Annotated in this window: 22 protein-coding genes; all 22 read left to right on the top strand. The window is 69.5% G+C overall.

Translation table 11 applies throughout. The features are described 5' to 3' along the window. Positions 1–10 precede the first annotated feature (10 nt). The 22 genes from ACRDNQ_RS04460 (at position 11) to ACRDNQ_RS04565 (ending at position 21,527) form a co-directional block, all read left to right on the top strand. Positions 11–670 (top strand): response regulator transcription factor, encoded by a 660-nt coding sequence (locus ACRDNQ_RS04460; protein ID WP_431827846.1) that lies wholly within the window; start codon positions 11–13, stop codon positions 668–670. Continuing rightward, a complete protein-coding gene (locus tag ACRDNQ_RS04465) occupies positions 667–2,025 on the top strand; it encodes an ATP-binding protein (protein ID WP_431827425.1) in 1,359 nt (452 codons plus the stop codon). The genes ACRDNQ_RS04460 and ACRDNQ_RS04465 overlap by 4 nt, the downstream gene beginning before the upstream one ends. Before the next feature lie 75 nt (positions 2,026–2,100). Further along, the gene (locus ACRDNQ_RS04470; RefSeq protein ID WP_431827426.1) at positions 2,101–2,886 is read left to right on the top strand and encodes a hypothetical protein; all 786 of its coding nucleotides are present in this window, start codon (positions 2,101–2,103) and stop codon (positions 2,884–2,886) included. A 166-nt stretch (positions 2,887–3,052) separates the two neighbouring features. Next, positions 3,053–3,787 carry a hypothetical protein gene (locus ACRDNQ_RS04475; protein WP_431827427.1) on the top strand — a complete coding sequence of 245 codons (735 nt, stop codon included), beginning with the start codon at positions 3,053–3,055 and terminating at the stop codon, positions 3,785–3,787. Positions 3,788–3,799: 12 nt separating this feature from the next. Next, positions 3,800–4,621, top strand: coding sequence for an outer membrane protein (locus tag ACRDNQ_RS04480; RefSeq protein WP_431827428.1), 822 nt, complete (start codon positions 3,800–3,802; stop codon positions 4,619–4,621). A 203-nt stretch (positions 4,622–4,824) separates the two neighbouring features. Beyond that, positions 4,825–5,931 carry a 4Fe-4S dicluster domain-containing protein gene (locus ACRDNQ_RS04485; protein ID WP_431827429.1) on the top strand — a complete coding sequence of 369 codons (1,107 nt, stop codon included), beginning with the start codon at positions 4,825–4,827 and terminating at the stop codon, positions 5,929–5,931. 4 nt (positions 5,932–5,935) lie between these two features. Beyond that, entirely contained in the window at positions 5,936–6,406 is a 471-nt protein-coding gene (locus ACRDNQ_RS04490; RefSeq protein ID WP_431827430.1) for a cyclic nucleotide-binding domain-containing protein, read from the top strand. Further along, a complete protein-coding gene (locus tag ACRDNQ_RS04495; RefSeq protein ID WP_431827431.1) occupies positions 6,396–7,256 on the top strand; it encodes an FAD/NAD(P)-binding protein in 861 nt (286 codons plus the stop codon). The genes ACRDNQ_RS04490 and ACRDNQ_RS04495 overlap by 11 nt, the downstream gene beginning before the upstream one ends. A gap of 1 nt (position 7,257) precedes the next feature. Next, a complete protein-coding gene (locus tag ACRDNQ_RS04500) occupies positions 7,258–8,040 on the top strand; it encodes an NADH-quinone oxidoreductase subunit B family protein (RefSeq protein WP_431827432.1) in 783 nt (260 codons plus the stop codon). Continuing rightward, positions 8,033–9,322, top strand: coding sequence for a Ni/Fe hydrogenase subunit alpha (locus ACRDNQ_RS04505; RefSeq protein WP_431827433.1), 1,290 nt, complete (start codon positions 8,033–8,035; stop codon positions 9,320–9,322). The genes ACRDNQ_RS04500 and ACRDNQ_RS04505 overlap by 8 nt, the downstream gene beginning before the upstream one ends. Next, a complete protein-coding gene (locus ACRDNQ_RS04510; RefSeq protein ID WP_431827434.1) occupies positions 9,315–9,833 on the top strand; it encodes a hydrogenase maturation protease in 519 nt (172 codons plus the stop codon). Before ACRDNQ_RS04505 ends, ACRDNQ_RS04510 begins: the two co-directional genes overlap by 8 nt. Before the next feature lie 20 nt (positions 9,834–9,853). After that, complete coding sequence (locus ACRDNQ_RS04515; RefSeq protein ID WP_431827435.1) at positions 9,854–11,179, top strand: sensor histidine kinase; 1,326 nt, start codon at positions 9,854–9,856, stop codon at positions 11,177–11,179. Continuing rightward, complete coding sequence (locus ACRDNQ_RS04520) at positions 11,176–12,168, top strand: NADH-quinone oxidoreductase subunit B family protein (protein ID WP_431827436.1); 993 nt, start codon at positions 11,176–11,178, stop codon at positions 12,166–12,168. Before ACRDNQ_RS04515 ends, ACRDNQ_RS04520 begins: the two co-directional genes overlap by 4 nt. Further along, positions 12,165–13,607: a nickel-dependent hydrogenase large subunit gene (locus ACRDNQ_RS04525; RefSeq protein WP_431827437.1), complete on the top strand. Its 1,443-nt coding sequence runs from the start codon at positions 12,165–12,167 to the stop codon at positions 13,605–13,607. The genes ACRDNQ_RS04520 and ACRDNQ_RS04525 overlap by 4 nt, the downstream gene beginning before the upstream one ends. Further along, positions 13,607–15,850, top strand: coding sequence for a carbamoyltransferase HypF (gene hypF / locus ACRDNQ_RS04530; protein WP_431827438.1), 2,244 nt, complete (start codon positions 13,607–13,609; stop codon positions 15,848–15,850). The genes ACRDNQ_RS04525 and hypF overlap by 1 nt, the downstream gene beginning before the upstream one ends. Before the next feature lie 199 nt (positions 15,851–16,049). Continuing rightward, on the top strand, positions 16,050–17,147 hold the full coding sequence (locus ACRDNQ_RS04535) for a hydrogenase small subunit (protein WP_431827439.1): 1,098 nt from the start codon (positions 16,050–16,052) through the stop codon (positions 17,145–17,147). A 3-nt stretch (positions 17,148–17,150) separates the two neighbouring features. Next, entirely contained in the window at positions 17,151–18,944 is a 1,794-nt protein-coding gene (locus ACRDNQ_RS04540; RefSeq protein ID WP_431827440.1) for a nickel-dependent hydrogenase large subunit, read from the top strand. Between the two features lie 13 nt (positions 18,945–18,957). After that, complete coding sequence (locus ACRDNQ_RS04545) at positions 18,958–19,131, top strand: hypothetical protein (protein WP_431827441.1); 174 nt, start codon at positions 18,958–18,960, stop codon at positions 19,129–19,131. Then, the gene (cybH, locus tag ACRDNQ_RS04550) at positions 19,128–19,919 is read left to right on the top strand and encodes a Ni/Fe-hydrogenase, b-type cytochrome subunit (protein WP_431827442.1); all 792 of its coding nucleotides are present in this window, start codon (positions 19,128–19,130) and stop codon (positions 19,917–19,919) included. Before ACRDNQ_RS04545 ends, cybH begins: the two co-directional genes overlap by 4 nt. A 274-nt stretch (positions 19,920–20,193) precedes the next feature. Beyond that, entirely contained in the window at positions 20,194–20,805 is a 612-nt protein-coding gene (locus tag ACRDNQ_RS04555; RefSeq protein ID WP_431827443.1) for a HyaD/HybD family hydrogenase maturation endopeptidase, read from the top strand. Positions 20,806–20,809: 4 nt separating this feature from the next. Further along, positions 20,810–21,130, top strand: a complete 321-nt coding sequence (locus tag ACRDNQ_RS04560) for a HypC/HybG/HupF family hydrogenase formation chaperone (protein WP_431827444.1) — start codon at positions 20,810–20,812, stop codon at positions 21,128–21,130. Between the two features lie 13 nt (positions 21,131–21,143). Then, positions 21,144–21,527: a thioredoxin domain-containing protein gene (locus tag ACRDNQ_RS04565; protein WP_431827445.1), complete on the top strand. Its 384-nt coding sequence runs from the start codon at positions 21,144–21,146 to the stop codon at positions 21,525–21,527. The last annotated feature ends 2 nt before the right edge of the window (positions 21,528–21,529 follow it).

Below are 21,529 nucleotides of genomic sequence, written 5' to 3' on the forward strand. Positions count from 1 at the left end.
GGGACAGGCCATGCGCATCCTGCTGATCGAGGACGACACGGTTCTGGGCGCGGCGGTGCGCGACCAGATCGTGGCCGACGGACAGTCCGTGGACTGGGTGACGCGCCTTGACGCCGCCGGCGACGCGATGCGCGGGGCGGCCTACGATCTGGTGCTTCTGGACCTGATGCTGCCCGACGGGCGCGGGATCGGGTTCCTCAGGGGGCTGCGCGCACGCGGCGACGTCACGCCCGTCATCATCCTGACCGCGCTCGACCAGGTGTCCGACCGGATCGAGGGGCTGAACGCCGGCGCCGACGACTATCTTGTCAAACCCTTCGACCTTGCCGAGCTGTCGGCCCGGATCGGCTCGGTCGCGCGCCGCTACAGCGGCAACCCGAACCCGATCGTTTCCCATGGTCCGCTCGAGATCGACCTCGCCGCGCGCAGCATCCGCCGCGCGGGCGCGCCGGTGCAACTGACCGCGCGCGAATGGGCCCTGTTCGAGGCGTTCCTGTCCCGTCCCGGCCAGCTTCTGTCCAAGGCCCAGTTGGAAGAAAAGCTGTATGCCTTCGACGCCGAGGTCGAAAGCAACACGATCGAGGTCCACGTCAGCCGCCTGCGCAAGAAGCTTGGCCCCGCGATCATCGAGACCGAGCGCGGCCTGGGCTACCGGCTGGGCAAGCCATGAGGTTTCCGAAAAGCCTTCAGGGAAGGCTTGGCCTGTCGCTGGGCGTCCTGCTGACGACGATGTGGATCGCCGCGGCCTGGGTGACGGTGACCATCCTGCGTCACGAGATGGACGAAGTCTTCGATTCCGCCCTGCAGGAGACCGCGCAGCGCCTCCTGCCGCTTGCCGTCGTCGACATCGTCGGGCGCGAGGAAGAGGGCGTGACCCAGCGCCTCGCGGTGATCCGCGACCACGAGGAGTTCTTCACCTACATCGTGCGCGACGACACGGGGCGCGTGCTTCTGCAGTCGCACGCCGCCGAACCCGCGACCTTCCCGCCCTGGGACGGCGTGGGCTTCCGGCAGACCGTGACGCACCGCCTTTTCAGCGACGAGGCGCTGCAGGGCACCATCCGGATCACCGTGGCCGAGCCGCTTGACCACAGGGCGATGGTCGCGCGCGAGTTGCAGATGGGCCTGGGCCTGCCGCTGCTGGGGATCGTGCCCCTCACGCTTCTGGCGATCGGCCTTGTGACGCGCGCCAGCCTTGCGCCGGTCCGCCGCTTCCGGGCGCGGCTCGAGGCGCGGAACGCGCGCGATCTCACCCCGGTGCCCGGCGACGACGTTCCCTCGGAAATCGCGCCGGTCGCGGAAACGCTGAACGGGCTGCTGGCCCGGCTGAAGGCCAGTTTCGATGCCGAACGAAGCTTTGCCGCGAATGCCGCGCACGAATTGCGCACCCCCCTTGCCGGGGCCATCGCGCAGGCACAGCGCCTTGCGTCCGAGACCGGGGATCCGGTTGCCCGCATGCGCGCGGCCGAGATCGAAAGAACGCTCAAGCGGCTGACGCTGCTGTCCGAGCGCCTGATGCAGCTTGCGCGGGTCGAAGGCGGGCGCTTGCGGCTGGACCGGGTGTCGGACCTGCGCGACGTCGCCCGGCTGATCGTGGACGACCTCGGGCGGGGCCTGCCACAGGGGCGGCTGAACCTGGACCTTCCGCCGCGCCCAGTGATGTCCGATCTGGACCCCGACGTCTTCGGCATCGTCTGCCGGAACCTGGTCGAGAACGCCCTGCGTCATGGCTCGGAGGACGAGGCGATCGACATCGCCCTGTCAGACAATGGAACCTTCGTCGTGTCGAACGCCGGGCCCGTGGTCCCGGGCGACGCTCTTGACCGTCTGACAGCCCGATTCGAACGGGGGCCATCGGACGCCCCCGGAAGCGGTCTGGGGCTTGCCATCGTCGCGGCGATCGCCGAGCGCACGGGAAGCCGGCTTCATCTCAGCTCGCCGCGTCCGGGCCGCGCCTCGGGGTTCGAGGCAAGCGTGACGCTTCCGACGTCGGACCCGTCACCGCCAAAAACATTCGACCGTTGATATAGGTCAATGCGCGGTGTGCCGCGCCCTCTAGGGTCCGGTTCGATTTCTCGCATCAGACGGAGGAGCAAAGCCGTGCGAACATCGACCAGACTCAAGCTTGCAGCAGCCGCCTCGGCGATCGCGGTGGTGGCGGCGGCGGGCAACATGACCGATCCGGCGGGGTTCGGCTTCTTCGCGTCCCCGGCGCGGGCCGAAGACGGATCGGGCGGCCCCGAGAACTCGAAGGGGAACCAGGGCGGTCAGGGCGAAGGCAGCCAGGGGGCGCAGGCCGGCCAGGGCAATCAGGGCGGGCAGGGCACCGGCCAGGGTGGTCCCGACCCGGATTCGGATTCGAAAGGCCCGCAGGCCGGTGGGCCGGCCGACACGGGGTCGAGCGGCGGCAAGCCCGTCTGGGCGCAGGAAGGCATCCCCGAGGTCGAGCTTGGCCGGCTGAGCGTCGCGCGCTCGCCCGATCAGGTGCTCGACCGGGCCTATGCCGAGGCGCTGGCGACGCTGACGGACGAGATGATCGACTTCTACAACATCGCAAGCGACGATGGCTGGGTCGCCCTGCTTGACGCGCTTTCGAACGATTGGGACGAGCTGAGCCTGATCGACTCTCCTCTGCAGAACCTTTCGCTGATGAAGGAAGCGCTCGACGGCACATCCGCGCTGAGCGACCTGGGCGTGACAACGGACAACGACACGCTTCTGGCGATCTTCCTTGGCGTTGCCTCGGACAAGACCGTGGCCATCAGCACCGACACCGTCATCGCGGTCACGACGATCCTCGGCGACCCGGTGACCGGCAGCGACGCCGATGATCTGGCCGCGGCGGCCGAGGCGATCCGGATCGCGGTCCTGGCGGGCCACGGCTGAGGCAGGGAACAGGGCACCCCGGACCCATGCGGCCGGGGTGCCCCGGCATTTCAACCTTACTCGAGGGATGCTTTCGAACATGACGCGCTCGAACACGACGCAACGGGTCCGGTGTGCCGTCTCTGCCCTCGCGGCGGCGGCGGTGATTGGCCTTTCGCCCTTCGCCATGACATCGCCTGCCTTGGCGCAGGACCATACCGAAGAAGGCGGCCACGGCGGTGGACAGGGAAGCGGGAAGGGCGGGTCCGGCGGGCACGAGGATGGCGGCCACGAAGACGGCGGTCACGACGACGGGGGCCACGACGACGGAGGCCACGAGAGTGGCGGCAAGGGCCAGGGCGGTTCGGGTTCGGGCGGCGGCCAGGGGCAGGGCGCGGGCGAAGGTTCTGGCGCGGGCAACGGTGGTCAGGGCAGCCAGGGTGGACAGTCGCAATCCCGTCCGGTCTGGGCGCAGGAAGGCATCCCCGAGGTCGAGCTGGGCCGACTGAACGTCGCGCGGTCTCCGGCGCAGGTGATCGACCGGGCCTATGCCGAGGCCGTGGGCGCGATGACGCCCGAGGTGACGGCGTTCTACGCCCTGACTCTCGATCAGATGGAAACGGTCCTTCGCGAGGACTGGGACACGTTGCAGATCATCGACTCGCCGCTGCAGAATCTCGCGTTGCTGCGGGACGGGCTTGACGGGACGTCTATCCTTGTGTCGTCGGGGATCAACACGGACAACGACGCGCTTCTGGCCGTCTTCCTTGGCACCGCCTCGGACAAGGGGCTGCCCATCACGAGGGAGACAGCGCTTGCCGTATCGACCATCCTTGGGCAACCCTTGAGCGAGGGTGCAGCACAGGCGCTGGCAGAGGATGCTGAACGGATCAGGCTGGCGATCGTCGCAGGACACGGCTGAGGTAGAGCAGAAATGAACAACATTCTTGGACTTGGAACCGCAGCGGCGATCGCCGCCGCGGTTCTTCCCATGCAGGCGGGCGCGCAGGACACAGGCACCGTGCTTGGCCAGCGTGTCGCCAGCGTGACCTTCGGCCCCTACGCGCGGGTGGAGTTCGGAAGCGCGTCGCCGTCGCTCGATGGCGCCTACTGGCTGCCGCCGGGGGATTCCGATCCGCAGGTCAACTTCGATGCCACGCTTCTCGACGATCGCACCGGGTTCGGGTCAGCCGCGTTCGGCTATGACTGGCAGAACGGCTTTCGCGCCGAACTGGCGATCTTCGGCACCGGCACGTCGGATTTCACCGCGCCCTGTTCGTCCGTTTCGGACGGCAGTCCCTGCAGCGAACACAGCGACATCACCTCGGCTTCGGTCAGCACCTCCGGCTTTCTGGGCAACGTCTACTATGCCCCCTTCGAGGCACAGGGGTCGAATTCGATCTTCCAGCCCTTCGTCGTCGCCGGCATCGGCATCGCGCGCAACGAGGTCGGCGCGTGGACGCGGACCAAGAACCCGGACAACCCGACCCTGGCCGACAACACCGTGCGGACCTTCGAGGGGGCGACCAATTCGGACTTCGCGTGGTCCGTGGGTGTCGGCGCTGCGGTGCAGGTCACGCGTCCGGGGCAGTGGCCCGTGATCGTCGAGGCTGCATGGCGATACTACGATTTCGGCACGGCGTCGGGCGGGTCGCAGCCCGTCGGCACGGGAAGCTCACCGCGCGAGCCGCTGACCTTCGATCTTGACACTCAGGTGATCTCGATCGGCGTCCGGGTGCCGCTGCAGCGCTACTGAGCCACGCCCGAACCGCCGGTCCCGGGGGCGGCTTCCGGGGGCGGCTTCCCGGGGTGGCTTCTGGGCGGTTGATCTATGTCAGGGCGCTTGGCCAAGTCGCGCGGCATCCTTTCCCAAACGGGGAGGAGCCAGACGCCCATGCAGCGGTCTGCCGGATCACAGCGCGATGTTCGACGCAACGGCCCCGCGCGGGCGGTGGTGTCATGACCGGCGCCGTCTTGCTGTCCGATCCGCGCGATCTGCTTGCCGTCCTTCTGGGCCGGGGCTTCCGCGTGATCGCCCCGCAAGAGGCCGATGGCGTGATCGCCTACGCCCCGCTTTCCGATCCCGACGGCCTGCCACGCGGCCGCATCGACGAACAGTCGCCCGGCAGCTACCGCCTGACCGACGGCGATCCCGAACGCTGGTTCGACCAGGTCGTCGGACCCGGAAGCTGGAAGGCTTGGCTTTATCCTGCGCGCCGCAAGCTCTGGAGCGCCGAACGCAGCGCCGAGGGCCTGCGCTTCGACACGCCCGACGACCCCTGGCCCGAGACCGTGTTCTTCGGCGTCCGCCCCTGCGAACTGGCGGCGATGGAACGCCAGGACGATGTCTTCGGGTCGGGGCCGTTCGCGGATGGCGCCTATGGCCGGCGCCGGGCGGGCACGCTGGTTGTCGTGGTCCAGTGCGCCCGCGCGGCCGAGACCTGTTTCTGCGCCTCGATGGGCACGGGCCCCAGGGCCGATGCGGGCTTCGACCTTGCCATCACCGAGCTTGCGTCGGACGCCGGGCCGCGTCTTCTGGTCGAAAGCGGCAGCGACGCGGGGCAGGCGATCCTGGCCGACCTCGCCGCCCCGGCGGCGGCCGACGACGATCTGGCCGAGGCGCGTCGCGTTGCGGACGCCACGGCCCGCGCGCAGGTCCGGCACATGCCCGCCGAGGTGGCCGAAGGCCTGCCCCGGCGACCCGGGGCCGCCGTCTGGGACGAGATCGCCACCCGCTGCCTTGCCTGTGCCAACTGCACGCTGGCCTGCCCGACCTGCTTCTGCTCGGACGTCGAAGAGACCAGCGACCTGACCGGCGAGCACGCCGAACGCTGGCGGGTCTGGGACAGCTGCTTCTCGGCCGACTTCAGCTATATCCACGGCGGTTCTGTCCGGCCGTCGACGGCCGCGCGCTATCGCCAGTGGATGACGCACAAGCTGGCCTGGTGGCACGATCAGTTCGGCGCCTCGGGCTGCGTCGGCTGCGGGCGCTGCATCACCTGGTGCCCCGTGGGCATCGACATCGTGGCCGAAGCCACCGCCGTCCTGGCCTGTCCCGAGGAGTGAGCCCATGGCGATCCACACGATCCGCGACCTTCTGGCCGGGCATCCGGCCTTCCGCGACTTCGACGACGAGGCGCTGGACCTCATCGCCGGCTGCGGCACCAACGTCCATTTCACCGCAGGCCGGCCGATCTTCCGCGAGGGCGATCCGGCCGACAAGGTCTTCATCCTTCGCCACGGCGACGCGGCCATCGAGATCGCGGCGCCCGGCGCGGGTCCGATCGTGGTCGAATCCCTCCACCCCGGCGACGTGGTGGACTGGTCGTGGCTGGTGCCGCCGCGCCGCGCCATGTCGGACGCCCGCGCCGTGACCGACGTCAGCGCGATCAGCCTTGACGCGTCCTGCGTGCTGCGCAAGTGCGACGAACACCCGGGCCTCGGCTACCAGATGTTCAAGCTCTGGCTGCCGCACCTGGCGCAAAGGGTGCGGGCGCAGCGGCTTCAGCTTCTGGACCTCTACGGCCCCGATGCGCGCTGAGGCGGACACCCGCGCGCCTTCGGGCGACCCGATGCGGCCGCGCGCCTTTCGCGTGACCGAGGTCTGGCGCGAGCTTGACGACGTCGTCTCGATGCGCCTCGCCGGACCGGGAGGCGAGCCCTTCGCCTTCGCGCCGGGCCAGTTCAACATGCTCTACGCCTTCGGCGTGGGCGAGATCGCGGTCTCGATCTCGGGCGATCCGGCGCGGCCGGACGAGCTGCTGCATACGATCCGCGACGTGGGCGCGGTGTCGGGCGCGCTGGCCCGGTCTGGGCAGGGCACGGTGCTGGGGGTGCGGGGGCCCTTCGGGGCCGGCTGGCCGGTCGAGGGCGAACGCGGGCGGCATCTTCTGTTCGTCGCTGGCGGGCTTGGCCTGGCGCCGCTTCGGCCCGCGATCTACCGCGCGCTGTCGGCGCCCCGGCTTTACCGGGGGATCACGCTGATCATGGGCGCGCGCTCCCCGCGCGAGCTGCTTTACGCCTATCAGCTGGCCGGCTGGGCGGCCGGGCAGGCCCTGCGCCTGTTCGTCACCGTCGATCACGCGGGCCCGGAATGGACCGGGGCGGTGGGCGTCGTGACCGGGCAGTTCGCCCGCGCCCTCGAGGGGATCGACCCGGCCTCGGTGTCGGCCTTCGTCTGCGGCCCCGAGGTGATGATGCGCCACGGATGCGCCGATCTGGCGGACCTTGGCGTGCCGGCCGACCGGCAGTGGATCTCGATGGAGCGGAACATGAAATGCGCCGTGGGCCTGTGCGGGCATTGCCAGTTCGGGGCCGACTTCGTCTGCCGCGACGGCCCGGTCTTCCGGTATGACCGAATGGCCCGCCGCCTTGGCGTGAGGGAGCTCTGAGATGGCGCGACCGAAGCTTGCGGTGTGGAAATTCGCCTCGTGCGACGGCTGCCAGCTGTCGCTTCTGGATTGCGAGGACGAGCTTCTCGCCATCGCCGGGGCCATCGACATCTCGCATTTCCTCGAAGCGACAAGCCGCGTGACCGAGGGGCCCTATGACCTGTCGCTGGTCGAGGGCTCCATCACCACGGCCCACGACGCCGCGCGCATCCGCGAGATCCGCGCGCAATCGAAGGTGCTGGTCTCGATCGGGGCATGCGCCACCGCCGGCGGCATCCAGGCGCTGCGCAACCACGCCGAGGTCGGCGAATGGACGCGCGCGGTCTATGCCCATCCCGACTATATCTCGACGCTGGCCACCTCGACAGCGATCTCGGACCATGTGACGGTCGATCTGGAACTGCACGGCTGCCCGGTGTCGAAGGCGCACCTGCTGGAACTGGTCGCGGCCACGCTGTCCGGGCGCAGGCCGCAGATCCCCAATGTCTCGCAATGCGTCGAGTGCAAGCGCCACGGCACGCCCTGCGTCCTGGTCTCGAAGGGGGTGCCCTGCCTCGGCCCCGTGACACGGGCGGGCTGCGGCAACCTTTGCCCCTCGGTCGGGCGGGGGTGCTATGGCTGCTTCGGGCCGGTTCCGGGCGCGAACACGGCCGAGTTGTCGGCCCGCTTCAAGGCACTGGGGCTGTCGGAGGCCGAGCAGCAGGCGCTTTATCGCGGCTTCACCTGCGCGGCGCCCGCGTTCGAGACGGCCGGCTTCGGGGCGGCGGGAGGCGGCGATGACTGAACGCACGATCAAGGTCGATGCGCTGGCGCGCGTGGAAGGCGAGGGGGCGCTTTACGTGCGTCTGCGCGACCGGACGGTCGAGGCCGTCGAGTTCCGCATCTTCGAGCCGCCGCGCTTCTTCGAGGCGCTTCTGCGCGGCCGGCCTGCGGCCGACGCGCCCGACATCACCTCGCGCATCTGCGGCATCTGCCCCATCGCCTATATCATGAGCGCCTCCGAGGCGGTGGAAGACGCGCTGGGCATCGCGATCACGCCCGAGATCCACGCCCTGCGGCGGATGATCTATTGCGGCGAGTGGATCCAGAGCCACGTCCTGCACGCCGCCATGCTGCACGCCCCCGACTTCCTCGGCCTGCCCGACGCGATCGAGATTGCGCGCGCCGACCCCGACCTCGTGCGCACGGCGCTGCGGCTGAAGAAGATCGGCAACAGCCTGATGGAGGTGATCGGCGGGCGCGCGGTGCATCCCGTCAACACCCGCATCGGCGGCTTCTTCCGGGCGCCCGATCGCGACCGCATCGCCGCGCTGATCCCCGAGCTTGAATGGGGCGCTGCCGCGGCGCGCGAGCTTTCGCTGGCCTTCGCCCGCTTCGACTTTCCGCAGGACGAGGGCGACTATACCTTCGTCTCGCTCGTCCACCCCGAGGTCTATCCGATCCTCGAGGGCCGCATCGGGTCGAACCGGGGCCTCGACATCGCGAAATCGGAATTCGGCGATGTCTTCCACGAAACTCATGTCGCGCGGTCGAACGCGCTTCACGGCCACATGCGCGGCGCCGAAAGCTATATGGTCGGGCCGCTGGCACGCTATGCCAACAACTTCGACCGCCTACCCGAGGTCTGCCGGCAGACCGCGCGCGAGGCGGGTCTGGGCCCGATCGAGCGCAATCCCTTCAAGTCGATCATCGTGCGGATGATCGAGGTGCAGTTCGCCTGCCTCGAGGCGCTGCGCCTGGCCCGCGCCTATGCGGCCCCTGTGCCGGCCCATCTCGAGGCCGCGCCGCGCGCCGGAGAGGGCTTCGGTTGCACCGAGGCGCCGCGCGGCATCTGCCATCATACCTACGTCCTTGACGACGAGGCGCGCATCCTGTCGGCCACCATCGTTCCGCCGACCTCGCAGAACCAGCCGCAGATCGAAGTCGACCTCCGGCGGGTGATCGAGGCGGCGCTCGACCTTGACGACGCGGCGTTGCAGCGGCGCTGCGAACAGGCGATCCGCAACTACGATCCCTGCATTTCCTGCGCCACGCATTTCCTCAAGCTGACGGTCGAGCGTGTCTGAGGATCTTGGCGCCGTCTCGCGGGTCATCGGCGTGGGCCACCCGTTCCGGCGCGACGACGGGGTGGGTCCGTGGCTGGCCGCGGAACTGGCGCGGCGGGGCATCGAGGCCACCGCGCACACGGGCGATGGCGCGGGCCTGGTCGAGGTGCTGGCGCAGGCGGCCGAAACGGGCGAGGCCCTTCTGTTCGCCGACGCCACGCAGTCGGGCGCGCCGCCAGGCACCGTCGTCGTCCTTGACGCCCATGCCGCGCCGCTGCCGCCCGACACCTTCCGCAACTCGACGCACGAATTCGGCCTTGCGGCGGCGGTCGAGACGGCGCGCGCGCTGGGCCTCTTACCGGCCTCGGTCGTGATCGTCGGTATCGAAGGGCAGGATTTCACCTTCGGCGACGGGCTGAGCGCGCCGGTCGAGGCAGCCGCCCTTGCCGTGCTCGACCGTCTGGTGCGGGCGCTTGGCGCGGAATCGGGGCGCGACCGCACGGCGCTTTTCACGTCGCCCGTCCCCGACTAGTCTGGCCAGGCGGAGGGCCGATGTCGCTCGAGTTTCCGAACCCTGATCTGACCGCCCAGGCCTTTTCCGAGGAAGCCTGGGCCGAGGTGCTGTCGGCGGTCGATCGCGCCTATGCCGACCTTGTCAGCTATCAGGAGCAACTCGAACGGCAGAACGAGGACCTGCACGAGTTCCGGCGCTTTCTGGCCTCCATCCTGACCTCGGTCAGCGACGTGATGGCCGTGGTGCGGCGCGACTGCACGATCGAACAGGCCAGCCGGTCGCTGGGCGAGGCGCTGGGCTGCGGCGCCGAGGCGCTTCAGGGGCGCGACGTGACGACGCTGTTCGCCCCGGACGAGGCCGCCAAGCTGGCCGAGGCGCTGGACGCCGTGCGCCAGACGCGCGCGCCGGTGCGGTTCGAGACCCTGCTGCAGGGCAGCGACGGGCCCGCGCCCTTCGATGTGTCGGTCACGGCGCGCGTCAGCGACCGGGGCCGGATGATCGGGGCGGTGATCCTTGGCCGGCCTCTGGGTGAGCTTCGCCGCGCCTATGCCGAACTCGAGGCCAGCCACCGCAGCCTGAAAGAGGCGCAGACCCAGCTTGTGCGCAACGAGAAGCTCGCCTCGCTTGGCCGGCTTCTGGCCGGGGTGGCGCACGAACTGAACAACCCGATCAGCTTCGTCTACGCCAACGCCCACGCGCTCGAGCGCTATATCGGCCGGTTCGAAACCTATTTCGAACGGGTCGAGGCCGGCGCCCCGCGCGAGGAACTTGTCGAACTGCGCCAGACGCTGAAGTTGGACCGCGAACTCAAGAACCTGCGCACCGCAATCGATGGGGCGCGCGAAGGGTCCGAACGCGTGCGCGACATCGTGGCCGACCTGCGCCGCCTGTCGGTCGCGGGCGGCGCCACGCGCGAACGTTTCGATCTGGTCGAGGCCGCCCGCGTCGCCACACGCTGGGTTCTGCGCGGATCGAAATCGGGGATCGAGGCCCGGTTCGAAGGCTGCGACAGCCTGCAGATCCTGGGCAACGTCGGCCATGTCCAGCAGATCGTGATGAACCTGGTGCAGAACGCGCTCGACGCGATGGCCGGGGTCGAAGCCCCGGAACTGACGCTTGAGATCGGTCAGGGCGACGGCATCGCCTGGCTGACCGTGGCCGACACCGGCCCGGGCGTGCCCGAGGCCCTCGCGGCGTCGGTCTTCGATCCGTTCTTCACCACGAAGCCGGTCGGGCAGGGCACCGGGCTTGGCCTGTCGATCAGCCACAAGATCGCCGAGGAACATGGCGGCCGCCTTGTTCTGCTGCCCCGAGACAGGGGCGCGGCCTTCCGCCTTGAACTGCCGCAGGAGGGCGGGGCATGAACCTTCTGTGGCTTCAGTCCGCGGGCTGCGGCGGCTGCACCATGTCGCTTCTGTGCGCCGAGGACCCAAACATCCTTGAGTTGTTCGAAGGCGCGGGGATCGAGATCCTGTGGCATCCGGCCCTGTCCGAGGCCACCGGCGACGAGGTCGCAGCCCTGTTCGATCGCATCGTCGCGGGCGAGGTGGCGCTGGACGTCCTGTGCGTCGAAGGCTCGATCGTCACCGGCCCGCGTGGCACGGGGCGCTATCACATGCTGTCGGGCACTGGGCGGCCGATGCTGGACTGGGTGCGCGCGCTGGCGCCGCTGGCGCGCGAGGTCGTCGCCGTCGGGACCTGCGCGGCCTTCGGCGGCATGACGGCGGCCGGCGGCAATCCGGCGGGCGCGATCGGCCTTCAGTACGACGGCAGCCAGCCGGGCGGCGCGCTTGACGAAGGCTTCCGCGCGCGCGGCGGCCTGCCGGTCGTCAACGTGGCCGGATGCCCGACCCATCCCGACTGGGTCGCCCAGACGCTTCTGCTGCTGGCCGACGGCGGGCTTGGGGCCGGGGCGCTTGACGATTTCAACCGCCCGCGCTTCTACACCGACCACCTGGTCCATCACGCCTGCCCGAAAAACGAGTTCTACGAATACAAGGCCAGCGCCCGCGCCTTGTCCGAGATGGGCTGCATGATGGAGCATCTGGGCTGCATCGGCACCCAGGCGGTGGGCGACTGCAACATCCGGCCCTGGAACGGCGGCGGGTCCTGCACCCGGGGCGGCTATCCCTGCATCGCCTGCACCAGCCCCGAGTTCGAGGAACCGCGCCTGAGCTTCACCGAGACGCCCAAGGTCGCGGGCATCCCCGTGGGGCTGCCGTCGGACATGCCGAAGGCCTGGTTCATGGCGCTGGCGTCGCTGTCGAAGGCCGCGACGCCCGAACGGATCGCGCTCAACGCCCATTCCGACCGGATCGCCGTGGCGCCAAGGCCGAAACGGGAAACGCGATGAGCGGCCGGCAGCTTCTGGTCGGTCCGTTCAACAGGGTGGAGGGCGATCTCGAGGTCCGGCTCGAGGTCGAGGACGGCCGGGTGCGGGCGGCCTACGCCAATTCGCCGCTTTTTCGTGGTTTCGAAATCATGCTGCGGGGGCGCGATCCGCGCGACGCGCTGACGATTACGCCGCGGATCTGCGGCATCTGCTCGATCAGCCAGTCCGCGGCGGCGGCCTTCGCGCTGGCCGAGGCCTCGGGCGCCGAACCCACCCCGCAAGGTGCGCTTGCCGCCGCCATCCTGCACGGGGTCGAGAACCTTGCAGACCACGTCACCCATTTCAACCTGTTCTTCATGCCCGACTTCGCCCGCCCGGCCTATGCGCACCGCCCCTGGCACGCACGGATGGTCGAGCGGTTCACCGCCACGAAGGGAAGTGCGGCGCGCGCGGCGCTCGACGCGCGGGCGCGGCTGATGCACATCACCGGCGTTCTCGGGGGGAAGTGGCCGCATACGCTGGCGATCCAGCCCGCCGGCGTCACACGCGCGCCCGACATGGCCGAACGCGTCCGCATCCTGGCCACGCTGCGCAGCTTTCGCCGGCATCTGGAAGGCGCGCTCTTCGGCGCGCCGCTGGAGGACTTCACGGCGCTTTCGGGTCTTGCCGATCTTGACGCCTGGCAGATGGGGGACGCGGGGCTGTTCCTTGACGCCGCACGCGATCTGGGACTTGCCGGCCTGGGCGCGGGCCCGCGCCGCTATCTGTCGTTCGGCGCCTATCCCCAGCCCGCGGGGCGGACGACCCGGCCCGGGGTCTGGGTCGGCTCCGAAACCGGGGGCGCGGTTCATTCGCTTGACCCTGCCGGGATCGAAGAGGACGTGGCCCAAAGCTGGATGCTGGGCGCGCCCGCGCATCCCTATGACGGCGTGACCCGCCCCGACGAGGCGATGGCCGAGGCCGCCTACAGCTGGTGCAAGGCGCCGCGCCTTCAGGGCGCGCCCTGCGAAGTCGGCGCACTGGCGCGGCAGGCGGTCGACCGACACCCCCTTGGCGTGGCGCTGGCGGCCGAGGGCGGCGTGCGCGCGCGTGTGGCCGCGCGCCTGCTCGAGATCGCGCGCACCCAGATCTGGCTTGAGACCTGGGCGGGCGCGCTCGATCCGCAGGCGTCCTTCATGGGCCGGTTCGACCTGCCAGACACGGGGCAGGGCGCGGGTCTGGTCGAAGCCGCGCGGGGATCCCTCGGCCACTGGATCCGGATCGAGGGCGGGCGCATCGCAAATTACCAGATCGTCGCTCCGACGACCTGGAACTTCTCGCCCCGCGACGGGGCGGGGCGGCCCGGGCCGCTCGAGCTGGCGCTCGAGGGCGCGCCGGTCTGCGCGGACGAGGCAAGCCCGCTGTCGGTCCAGCACATCGTGCGCAGCTTCGACCCTTGCATGGTCTGCACGGTCCACTGATGCACGGCCTGCGCATCCGCGTGCGGGGGCAGGTGCAGGGCGTGGGGTTCCGGCCGTTCGTCTGGCAACTTGCGACCCGCTTGGGCGTTACGGGCGAGGTGCTGAACGACGCCGAGGGGGTGCTGATCCATGCCGCGGGCCCCGATCTCGACCGGTTCGTGCAAGCGCTGTCGGCCGAGGCGCCACCGCTGGCCCGGGTCGACGCGGTCGAGGCCGCCCCGGCCGAGGTGCCCGACCGCGCGGGCTTCGTCATCGCCGCCAGCGGCGGGCCGGGCGCCGAGACGCGGGTGACGCCCGACGCGGCGACCTGCGCCGATTGCCTGGCCGAGATCCGTGATCCGGCCGAACGCCGCTTCGGCTATGCCTTCGCCAACTGCACGAACTGCGGCCCGCGCTTCTCCATTCTCACCGGCCTGCCCTACGACCGGGCGCAGACGACGATGGCGGCCTTCGCGCTTTGCCCCGCCTGCCGCGCCGAATACGAGGACCCCGGCGACCGCCGCTTTCACGCCCAGCCCGTGGCCTGCCCCGCCTGCGGACCCCGCCTCTGGGCGGAAACCGTTGACGGCGAACGTCCGGGGGGCGATGCCATCGCCACCGCTGCCACCTGGCTGACGGCGGGCCGGATCGTCGCGCTGAAGGGCCTGGGGGGATTCCACCTGGCCTGCGACGCCACGAACCCCGACGCCGTCGCCGCGCTGCGGGCGCGCAAGCGCCGGCCTGGCAAGCCCTTCGCCCTCATGGCGCGGCTCGACGGCATCGCCCGCCATGCCGCCATCGACCCGGAGGAAGCCGCGCGTCTCGCCGATCCTGCGGCCCCCATCGTGCTGTTGCGCAAGGCGGGCCTGCCGCTGCCCGAGGGAATCGCCCCCGGCCAGGCGCGGCTGGGCTGGATGCTGCCCGCCACGCCACTGCATCACCTTCTGATCGACGCGGTGGCGGGGCCGCTGGTGATGACCTCGGGCAACCTCTCGGGCGAGCCGCAGGTAATCGGCAACGACGAGGCGCGCGAGACGCTGGCACCCTTCGTCGACGGCTTCCTGATGCACGACCGCGACATCGCGCGTCGCCTTGACGACGGGGTCGAGGTGCTGGGGCCGCAAGGCCCGATGGTCCTGCGCCGCGCGCGTGGGCGGGTGCCGGGGACGCTTCGCCTGCCCGACGGGCTGCCCAGCGGCCAGGTCGTGGCCTATGGCGGGCAGCTCAAGTCGGCGATCTGCCTGACCAAGGGCGGGCAGGCGCTGCTGTCGCATCACATGGGCGATCTCGACACGGCGCTGTCGGTTGCGGAGTTCGACAAGGCCGATCGCGATCTTGCCGGGCTGTTCGACCACCGCCCCGAAGCCGTGGCCGTGGACCTGCACCCCGATTTCCACGCCACGCGGCACGGGCGCGCGCGCGGCGCGGCGCTGGGCGTTCCGGTGGTCGAGGTGCAGCACCACCATGCCCACATGGCTGCCGCCTTGGGCGAGGCGGGCTGGCGTGGCGGTGTCGCCGTGGGACTGATCCTCGACGGGCTGGGGCTGGGGCCGGACGGCACCGTCTGGGGGGGCGAGGTTCTGGTCGGGGACTACGCCCGGGCCGACCGCGTGGCCCACCTGACGCCCGCACCGCTGGTGGGCGGCGACCGCGCGCAGGTCGAACCCTGGCGGAACGCCGTGGTGCGCCTTGACGCCGCCGGGCTTGGCGATCTGGCGGACGCGCTGTTCGCCGACCGGCCGCGCGCGCTTCTGCGCCAGGCGGCGGTGGCCGGTATCAATGCCCCGCTGTCAAGTTCCGCCGGGCGGCTTTTCGATGCCGTCGCCGCCTGCCTTGGACTCGCCGCCGATGGCCAGAGCTACGAGGGCGAGGCGGCCATGCTGCTCGAGGCGCTGGCGGCGGGATCGGTGGACAGGGGGGCTTACCCCTTCGGGGTGTCCGGGGCCGGGATCGACCCCGCGCCGGTGTTCCGCGCGCTGGCGCAGGACCTGCGGCAGGGGGTGGCGACCGGCGACATTGCGCGGCGGTTTCACGCGGGCCTCGCGCGGGCCTTCGCCGGGGCGGCGCGCCGCGCGGCGGATCAGGCGGGCACGCGGACGGTCGCGCTGTCGGGCGGCTGCTTCCAGAACCTGACGCTCTTGGGGATGGTCTGCGACGCGCTGACGGATCTGGAACTTTGCCGGCCGGGGCAGGTGCCCGCCAATGATGGCGGCCTTGCCTTCGGACAGGCGCTGGTGGCGCTGGCACGGCTGGAAACCCTCTGACCAGCCCGCGCTTGGGCCGGTAAGCGCCTTTGCGCGGCTGTGCGGCGGGATCTTCTGAAAATCCATTAAAAGCAATGGTTTGCGCCGACGCGTAGTGATGGCGGCTTTCGCTGTCGCATACGCCCGCATACCGCGACCCTGTGCCTGCAAGGCGCCATGTCGCGCGCCGGAACGATTCGGGGACGGAGGAGGACCGGGGTTGAGCCAGATCGAAACCTTCTACGACGTGATGCGCCGGCAGGGGATCACCCGCCGCAGCTTCATGAAATACTGCTCGCTCACGGCGGCGGCGCTGGGCCTTGGTCCGTCCTTCGTGCCGAAGATCGCCCATGCCATGGAGACAAAGCCCCGCACGCCGGTGATCTGGGTGCACGGACTGGAATGCACCTGCTGTTCGGAAAGCTTCATCCGCTCGGCCCATCCTCTGGCCAAGGACGTCGTGCTGTCGATGATCAGCCTCGATTACGACGACACGCTGATGGCGGCGGCCGGGCATCAGGCGGAAGCCGCGCTCGAAGACACCATCCAGAAGTACAAGGGCAACTACATCCTTGCCGTCGAAGGCAACCCGCCACTGAACGAGGACGGGATGTTCTGCATCGTCGGCGGCAAGCCCTTCGTCGAGCAACTGCGCCACGCCGCCAAGGACGCCAAGGCCATCATCAGCTGGGGGGCCTGCGCGTCCTACGGCTGCGTGCAGGCGGCCAAGCCCAACCCGACGCAGGCGACGCCGGTGCACAAGGTCATCACCGACAAGCCGATCATCAAGGTGCCCGGCTGCCCGCCCATCGCCGAGGTGATGACCGGCGTCATCACCTACATGCTGACCTTCGACCGCCTGCCCGAGCTTGACCGCCAGGGCCGCCCCGCGATGTTCTATTCCCAGCGCATCCACGACAAGTGCTACCGCCGGCCGCATTTCGACGCCGGTCAGTTCGTCGAGGCCTGGGACGACGAGTATGCGCGCAAGGGCTATTGCCTTTACAAGATGGGCTGCAAGGGCCCGACGACCTACAACGCCTGCTCGACCGTGCGCTGGAACGAAGGGACAAGCTTCCCGATCCAGTCGGGCCATGGCTGCATCGGCTGTTCCGAGGACGGCTTCTGGGACCAGGGCAGCTTCTACAACCGCGTCACCGACCTGACCCAGTTCGGGGTCGAGGCCAACGCCGACCGCGTGGGCCTTGCGGCGGCGGGGGTCGTCGGCGGGGGCATCGCGTTCCACGCCGCCGTCTCGGCGCTGAAATCCGCTCAGAAGAAAACCCAGGACCGCGTGTCCGAGAACGAGGAGGTCTGACCCATGGTCGTGCAAACCCCCAACGGCTTCACGCTTGACACCTCGGGCCAGCGGATCGTGGTCGATCCGGTCACCCGCATCGAAGGGCACATGCGCTGCGAGGTGAACGTCGACGAGAACAACGTCATCACCAACGCGGTCTCGACCGGCACGATGTGGCGCGGGCTCGAGGTGATCCTGAAAGGCCGTGACCCGCGCGACGCCTGGGCCTTCACCGAACGGATCTGCGGCGTCTGCACCGGGACCCATGCCCTGACCAGCGTCCGCGCGGTCGAGGACGCGCTGGGGATCACCATCCCCGACAACGCCAACTCGATCCGCAACATCATGCAGCTGAACCTGCAGATCCACGATCACATCGTGCACTTCTATCACCTGCACGCCCTTGACTGGGTCAATCCGATCAATGCCTTGCGCGCCGATCCGAAAGCGACGAGCGAACTTCAGCAGGCGGTGTCGCCGTCCCATCCGATGTCCTCGCCGGGCTATTTCCGCGACGTGCAGAACCGGCTGAAGCAGTTCGTCGACTCGGGCCAGCTGGGCCTGTTCAAGAACGGCTACTGGGACAACCCGGCCTACAAGCTGCCGCCCGAGGCCGACCTGATGGCCACGACGCACTATCTCGAGGCGCTGGACCTGCAGAAGGACATCGTCAAGATCCACGCGATCTTCGGCGGCAAGAACCCCCATCCCAACTGGCTGGTGGGCGGCGTGCCGTCGCCGATCAACATCGACGGCGTGGGCGCGGTGGGCGCGATCAACATGGAGCGGCTGAACATGGTCAGCTCCATCATCGACCAGTGCATCGCCTTCGTGAACAACGTCTATCTGCCCGACCTTGTCGCGATCGGCGGCTTCTACAAGGACTGGCTTTACGGTGGCGGATTGTCGTCGCAATCCGTCCTCGCCTATGGCGACATCCCCGAGCACGCCAACGACTTCTCGGCCGGCCAGCTGCACCTGCCGCGCGGCGCGATCATCAACGGCAACCTCAACGAGGTGCACGACGTCGACGTGCGAGACCCCGAACAGGTGCAGGAATTCGTCGACCATTCCTGGTACGACTACGGCGAGCCCGGCAAGGGCCTGCACCCCTGGGACGGCGTCACGCAGGCGAAGTACGAGCTTGGGCCCAACGCCAAGGGCACGCGGACCCATATCCTCGAACTGGACGAGGCGGCGAAGTATTCCTGGATCAAGGCGCCGCGCTGGCGCGGTCACGCGATGGAGGTGGGGCCGCTTGCCCGCTATATCATCGGCTACGCCAGCGGGCACGAGGACATCACCAACCAGGTGAAGGGGCTTCTGCGCACCATGGAGCTGCCGGTCGAGGCGCTGTTCTCGACGCTGGGACGGACGGCAGCGCGCGCGCTCGAGGCCGAGTACTGCGCGCGCCTTCAGAAGCACTTCTTCGACAAGCTCGTCGCGAACTGCCGCAACGGCGACACCGCGACCGCCAACGTCGAGAAGTGGGACCCCTCGACCTGGCCGAAAGAGGCCAAGGGCGTCGGCATGACCGAGGCGCCGCGCGGCGCGCTGGGCCACTGGGTGCAGATCCGCGACGGCCGGATCGAGAACTACCAGTGCGTGGTGCCCACGACCTGGAACGGCTCGCCCCGCGACACGGCCGGCAACATCGGCGCCTTCGAGGCCAGCCTGATGAACACGAAGGTCGAACGCCCCGAAGAACCGGTCGAGATCCTGCGCACGCTGCACAGCTTCGACCCCTGCCTGGCCTGTTCGACGCATGTCATGTCGCCGGACGGCAGGGAACTTACCACCGTCAAGGTCCGCTGAAGGAGGAACACCCATGAAACGACTAATCCTTGCCGCCACGGTCCTGCCGGTTCCCGCCTTCGCCCACGGCGTCCATGTCGCGCTTCCCGCCCCCGCGCACGAGGCGTTTCACGGCGGCATCCTTGCCGGCCTGATCGTCGTCGCGGCGGCCTTCGCCCTCGCGTGGCTGAAGGACCGCAGGCCATGAAGGTCGAGGTTTCCGATGACACGGTCGCCGCGCCGGTTCGGACCCGGGTGGACTTCTACTCGCCCCTCCCGCTGACCGGGGACGCCACCGACCGCGACCGCGCGACCATCACCCGGCGCACCAGCGTCTATGTCTACGAGGCGCCGGTGCGGCTGTGGCACTGGATCAACGCCGCCGCGATCATGACGCTGGTGGTCACGGGGTTCCTCATCGGTTCGCCGCCCCCCACGATGGAGATCGGCGAGGCGACCCACCAGTTCCTCTTCGGCTACATCCGCTTTGCGCATTTCGCGGCGGCGATGATCATGACGGTGGGCTTTTTCGGCCGGATCTACTGGGCCTTCGTTGGCAACAGCCACTCGCGTCAGATGTTCCTGCTGCCGCTGCACCGCAAGGCCTGGTGGGCCGAGGTCTGGCGCGAGGCGCGGTGGTACCTGTTCCTGGAATCCGAGCCGAAGAAATACGTGGGCCACAACCCGCTGGCGCAGATCGCGATGTTCTTCTTCATGACCGTGGGGCTCAGCTTCATGATCGTCACGGGCTTCGCGCTTTACGCCGAAGGGCTGGGACAGGGGTCCTGGGCCGATGCCATCTTCGGTCCGCTGCTGGCCTTCGTGGGCAACTCGATGGTGCTGCACCAGCTGCACCACCTGGGCATGTGGTTCATCGTGATCTTCATGATGATCCACATCTACGCGGCGATCCGCGAGGACATCATGTCCCGGCAGTCGATGGTGTCGACCATGATCTCGGGCACGCGCACCTTCAAGGACGACCGGCCGGACTGATCCTTTCCACCCACGGACCCCGAGTCGGGCGGGCGCTTCGGCGCCCGCCGTTCGTTCTGGCAGGCGGCCTTTCGATCCGGCGCCGATCTGAAAGCTTGATTTGCATCAAGGACGGTTCCGGCCATCCCGCCTAACCTGATTTGCGACGGGATTTCAGGCGGTTGGCGCGGGATGACCAGCAGTGGTCGTTTTTCATCCAGCCGGGCGGAAGGTCGATAAGCTGTTGAACATCCAAGGCGGCCGGCCTGAGCCGCGCGGATGAGGGAGGAAGACCATGACCGACCGCGTCCTTGTTCTGGGGATCGGCAACGTCCTTTGGGCCGACGAAGGCTTCGGCGTGCGCTGCGTCGAACGTCTGGCCGAGACGCGGGCCTTCGACGGCGACGTGACGCTGCTCGACGGGGGCACGCAGGGCCTTTACCTGCTTCCGTTCCTCGAAGAGGCCGACATCCTTCTGGTCTTCGACGCCATCGACTATGGCCTCGCGCCCGGCACGCTGAAGATCGTCGAGGGCGACGAGGTGCCCCGCTTCATGGGCGCCAAGAAGATGAGCCTCCACCAGACCGGTTTTCAGGACGTGATCGCCACCGCCCAGCTTCTGGGCCGCTGCCCGCCCGCGCTTTTCCTCGTGGGCTGCCAGCCCGAAGAGCTTGAGGATTACGGCGGCGGACTGCGGCCCGCGGTCGCCGCCCGCATCCCCGCGGCGATCGAGGTCGCCTGCGACTGGCTGGCCGCGCGCGGCATCGCCTCGCGCCCCGGAACCACCGTGACGGGCGATCTGGCTGACTGGTCGATCCGCCACGACGCCTACGAGGCCGGACGGCCCTCTGCCGACGAGGCCTGCCGCACAGGCGACGCCCGCTTCTTCCCCCCGGTCGGGGAGTAGGCCCATGTGCGTCGGCATCCCCATGCAGATCGTGTCGGCCGATGGGTTCATGGGCCGCGCGACGGACGGCACGCGCGAGGTCGCGCTTGACCTGGCGCTGACCGGCCCGCTCCCCGCGGGCACCTGGGTGCTGACCTTCCTTGGCGCCGCCCGCGAAGTCATCACCGAGGCCGAGGCCGCCCTTATTTCCGACGCCCTTGGCGCGCTGGCCCGGATCATGGCGGGGGGCGAGGCCGGCGACGCCTTCGCCGATCTCGACCGCAACGGTCCGCGCCTTCCACCCCATCTTGCCGCGGCCCATGCCGCCGGCCGCCATCAAGCCTGAGGAGGGACGGGGCATGTCGCACCCGCTGATCGACCGACTGACCACCGGGCTGGGCTGGCCCCGGCTCGAGGACGCGGGCGCGCTTGCCGCCTGGCGCGACCGGCCGGGCGCGCATGTGCTGTTCCTGCCCGGGGACTGGCAGCGCAACCTCGAGACCGCCGACGTGGCCGTGATCCTGCCCGAACTGCGCGCCGCCTTCCAGGGCCGTTTCGACTGCGCCGTGGCGGGCGAGGCGGTGGAAACCGTCGTCAAGGAGGCCTCGGGCGTCTTCAAGACGCCGGCGCTGATCTTCTACCGCGATGGCGTCTGCCTTGGCGGCATTCCCAATGTGCGCGACTGGGACGACTACATCGTCCTGACCGCGCGCTTCCTCGACCGTCCCGTCGTCGCTGCCTGAGG

It is taken from the genome of Saliniferula longa (genome assembly GCF_050789285.1).
Taxonomy (GTDB): domain Bacteria; phylum Pseudomonadota; class Alphaproteobacteria; order Rhodobacterales; family Rhodobacteraceae; genus CAVPWP01.

Bases quoted from the DNA above. Each gene is read 5' to 3' on its own strand.
- ACRDNQ_RS04545 (WP_431827441.1), top strand. From the start codon at position 18,958: ATGAAACGACTAATCCTTGCCGCCACGGTCCTGCCGGTTCCCGCCTTC.
- ACRDNQ_RS04485 (WP_431827429.1), top strand. From the start codon at position 4,825: ATGACCGGCGCCGTCTTGCTGTCCGATCCGCGCGATCTGCTTGCCGTC.
- ACRDNQ_RS04460 (WP_431827846.1), top strand. From the start codon at position 11: ATGCGCATCCTGCTGATCGAGGACGACACGGTTCTGGGCGCGGCGGTG.
- ACRDNQ_RS04495 (WP_431827431.1), top strand. From the start codon at position 6,396: ATGCGCGCTGAGGCGGACACCCGCGCGCCTTCGGGCGACCCGATGCGG.
- ACRDNQ_RS04475 (WP_431827427.1), top strand. From the start codon at position 3,053: ATGACATCGCCTGCCTTGGCGCAGGACCATACCGAAGAAGGCGGCCAC.
- ACRDNQ_RS04520 (WP_431827436.1), top strand. From the start codon at position 11,176: ATGAACCTTCTGTGGCTTCAGTCCGCGGGCTGCGGCGGCTGCACCATG.
- ACRDNQ_RS04555 (WP_431827443.1), top strand. From the start codon at position 20,194: ATGACCGACCGCGTCCTTGTTCTGGGGATCGGCAACGTCCTTTGGGCC.
- ACRDNQ_RS04500 (WP_431827432.1), top strand. From the start codon at position 7,258: ATGGCGCGACCGAAGCTTGCGGTGTGGAAATTCGCCTCGTGCGACGGC.
- hypF (WP_431827438.1), top strand. From the start codon at position 13,607: ATGCACGGCCTGCGCATCCGCGTGCGGGGGCAGGTGCAGGGCGTGGGG.
- ACRDNQ_RS04465 (WP_431827425.1), top strand. From the start codon at position 667: ATGAGGTTTCCGAAAAGCCTTCAGGGAAGGCTTGGCCTGTCGCTGGGC.
- ACRDNQ_RS04490 (WP_431827430.1), top strand. From the start codon at position 5,936: ATGGCGATCCACACGATCCGCGACCTTCTGGCCGGGCATCCGGCCTTC.
- ACRDNQ_RS04540 (WP_431827440.1), top strand. From the start codon at position 17,151: ATGGTCGTGCAAACCCCCAACGGCTTCACGCTTGACACCTCGGGCCAG.
- ACRDNQ_RS04480 (WP_431827428.1), top strand. From the start codon at position 3,800: ATGAACAACATTCTTGGACTTGGAACCGCAGCGGCGATCGCCGCCGCG.
- ACRDNQ_RS04515 (WP_431827435.1), top strand. From the start codon at position 9,854: ATGTCGCTCGAGTTTCCGAACCCTGATCTGACCGCCCAGGCCTTTTCC.
- ACRDNQ_RS04565 (WP_431827445.1), top strand. From the start codon at position 21,144: ATGTCGCACCCGCTGATCGACCGACTGACCACCGGGCTGGGCTGGCCC.
- ACRDNQ_RS04505 (WP_431827433.1), top strand. From the start codon at position 8,033: ATGACTGAACGCACGATCAAGGTCGATGCGCTGGCGCGCGTGGAAGGC.
- ACRDNQ_RS04525 (WP_431827437.1), top strand. From the start codon at position 12,165: ATGAGCGGCCGGCAGCTTCTGGTCGGTCCGTTCAACAGGGTGGAGGGC.
- cybH (WP_431827442.1), top strand. From the start codon at position 19,128: ATGAAGGTCGAGGTTTCCGATGACACGGTCGCCGCGCCGGTTCGGACC.
- ACRDNQ_RS04560 (WP_431827444.1), top strand. From the start codon at position 20,810: ATGTGCGTCGGCATCCCCATGCAGATCGTGTCGGCCGATGGGTTCATG.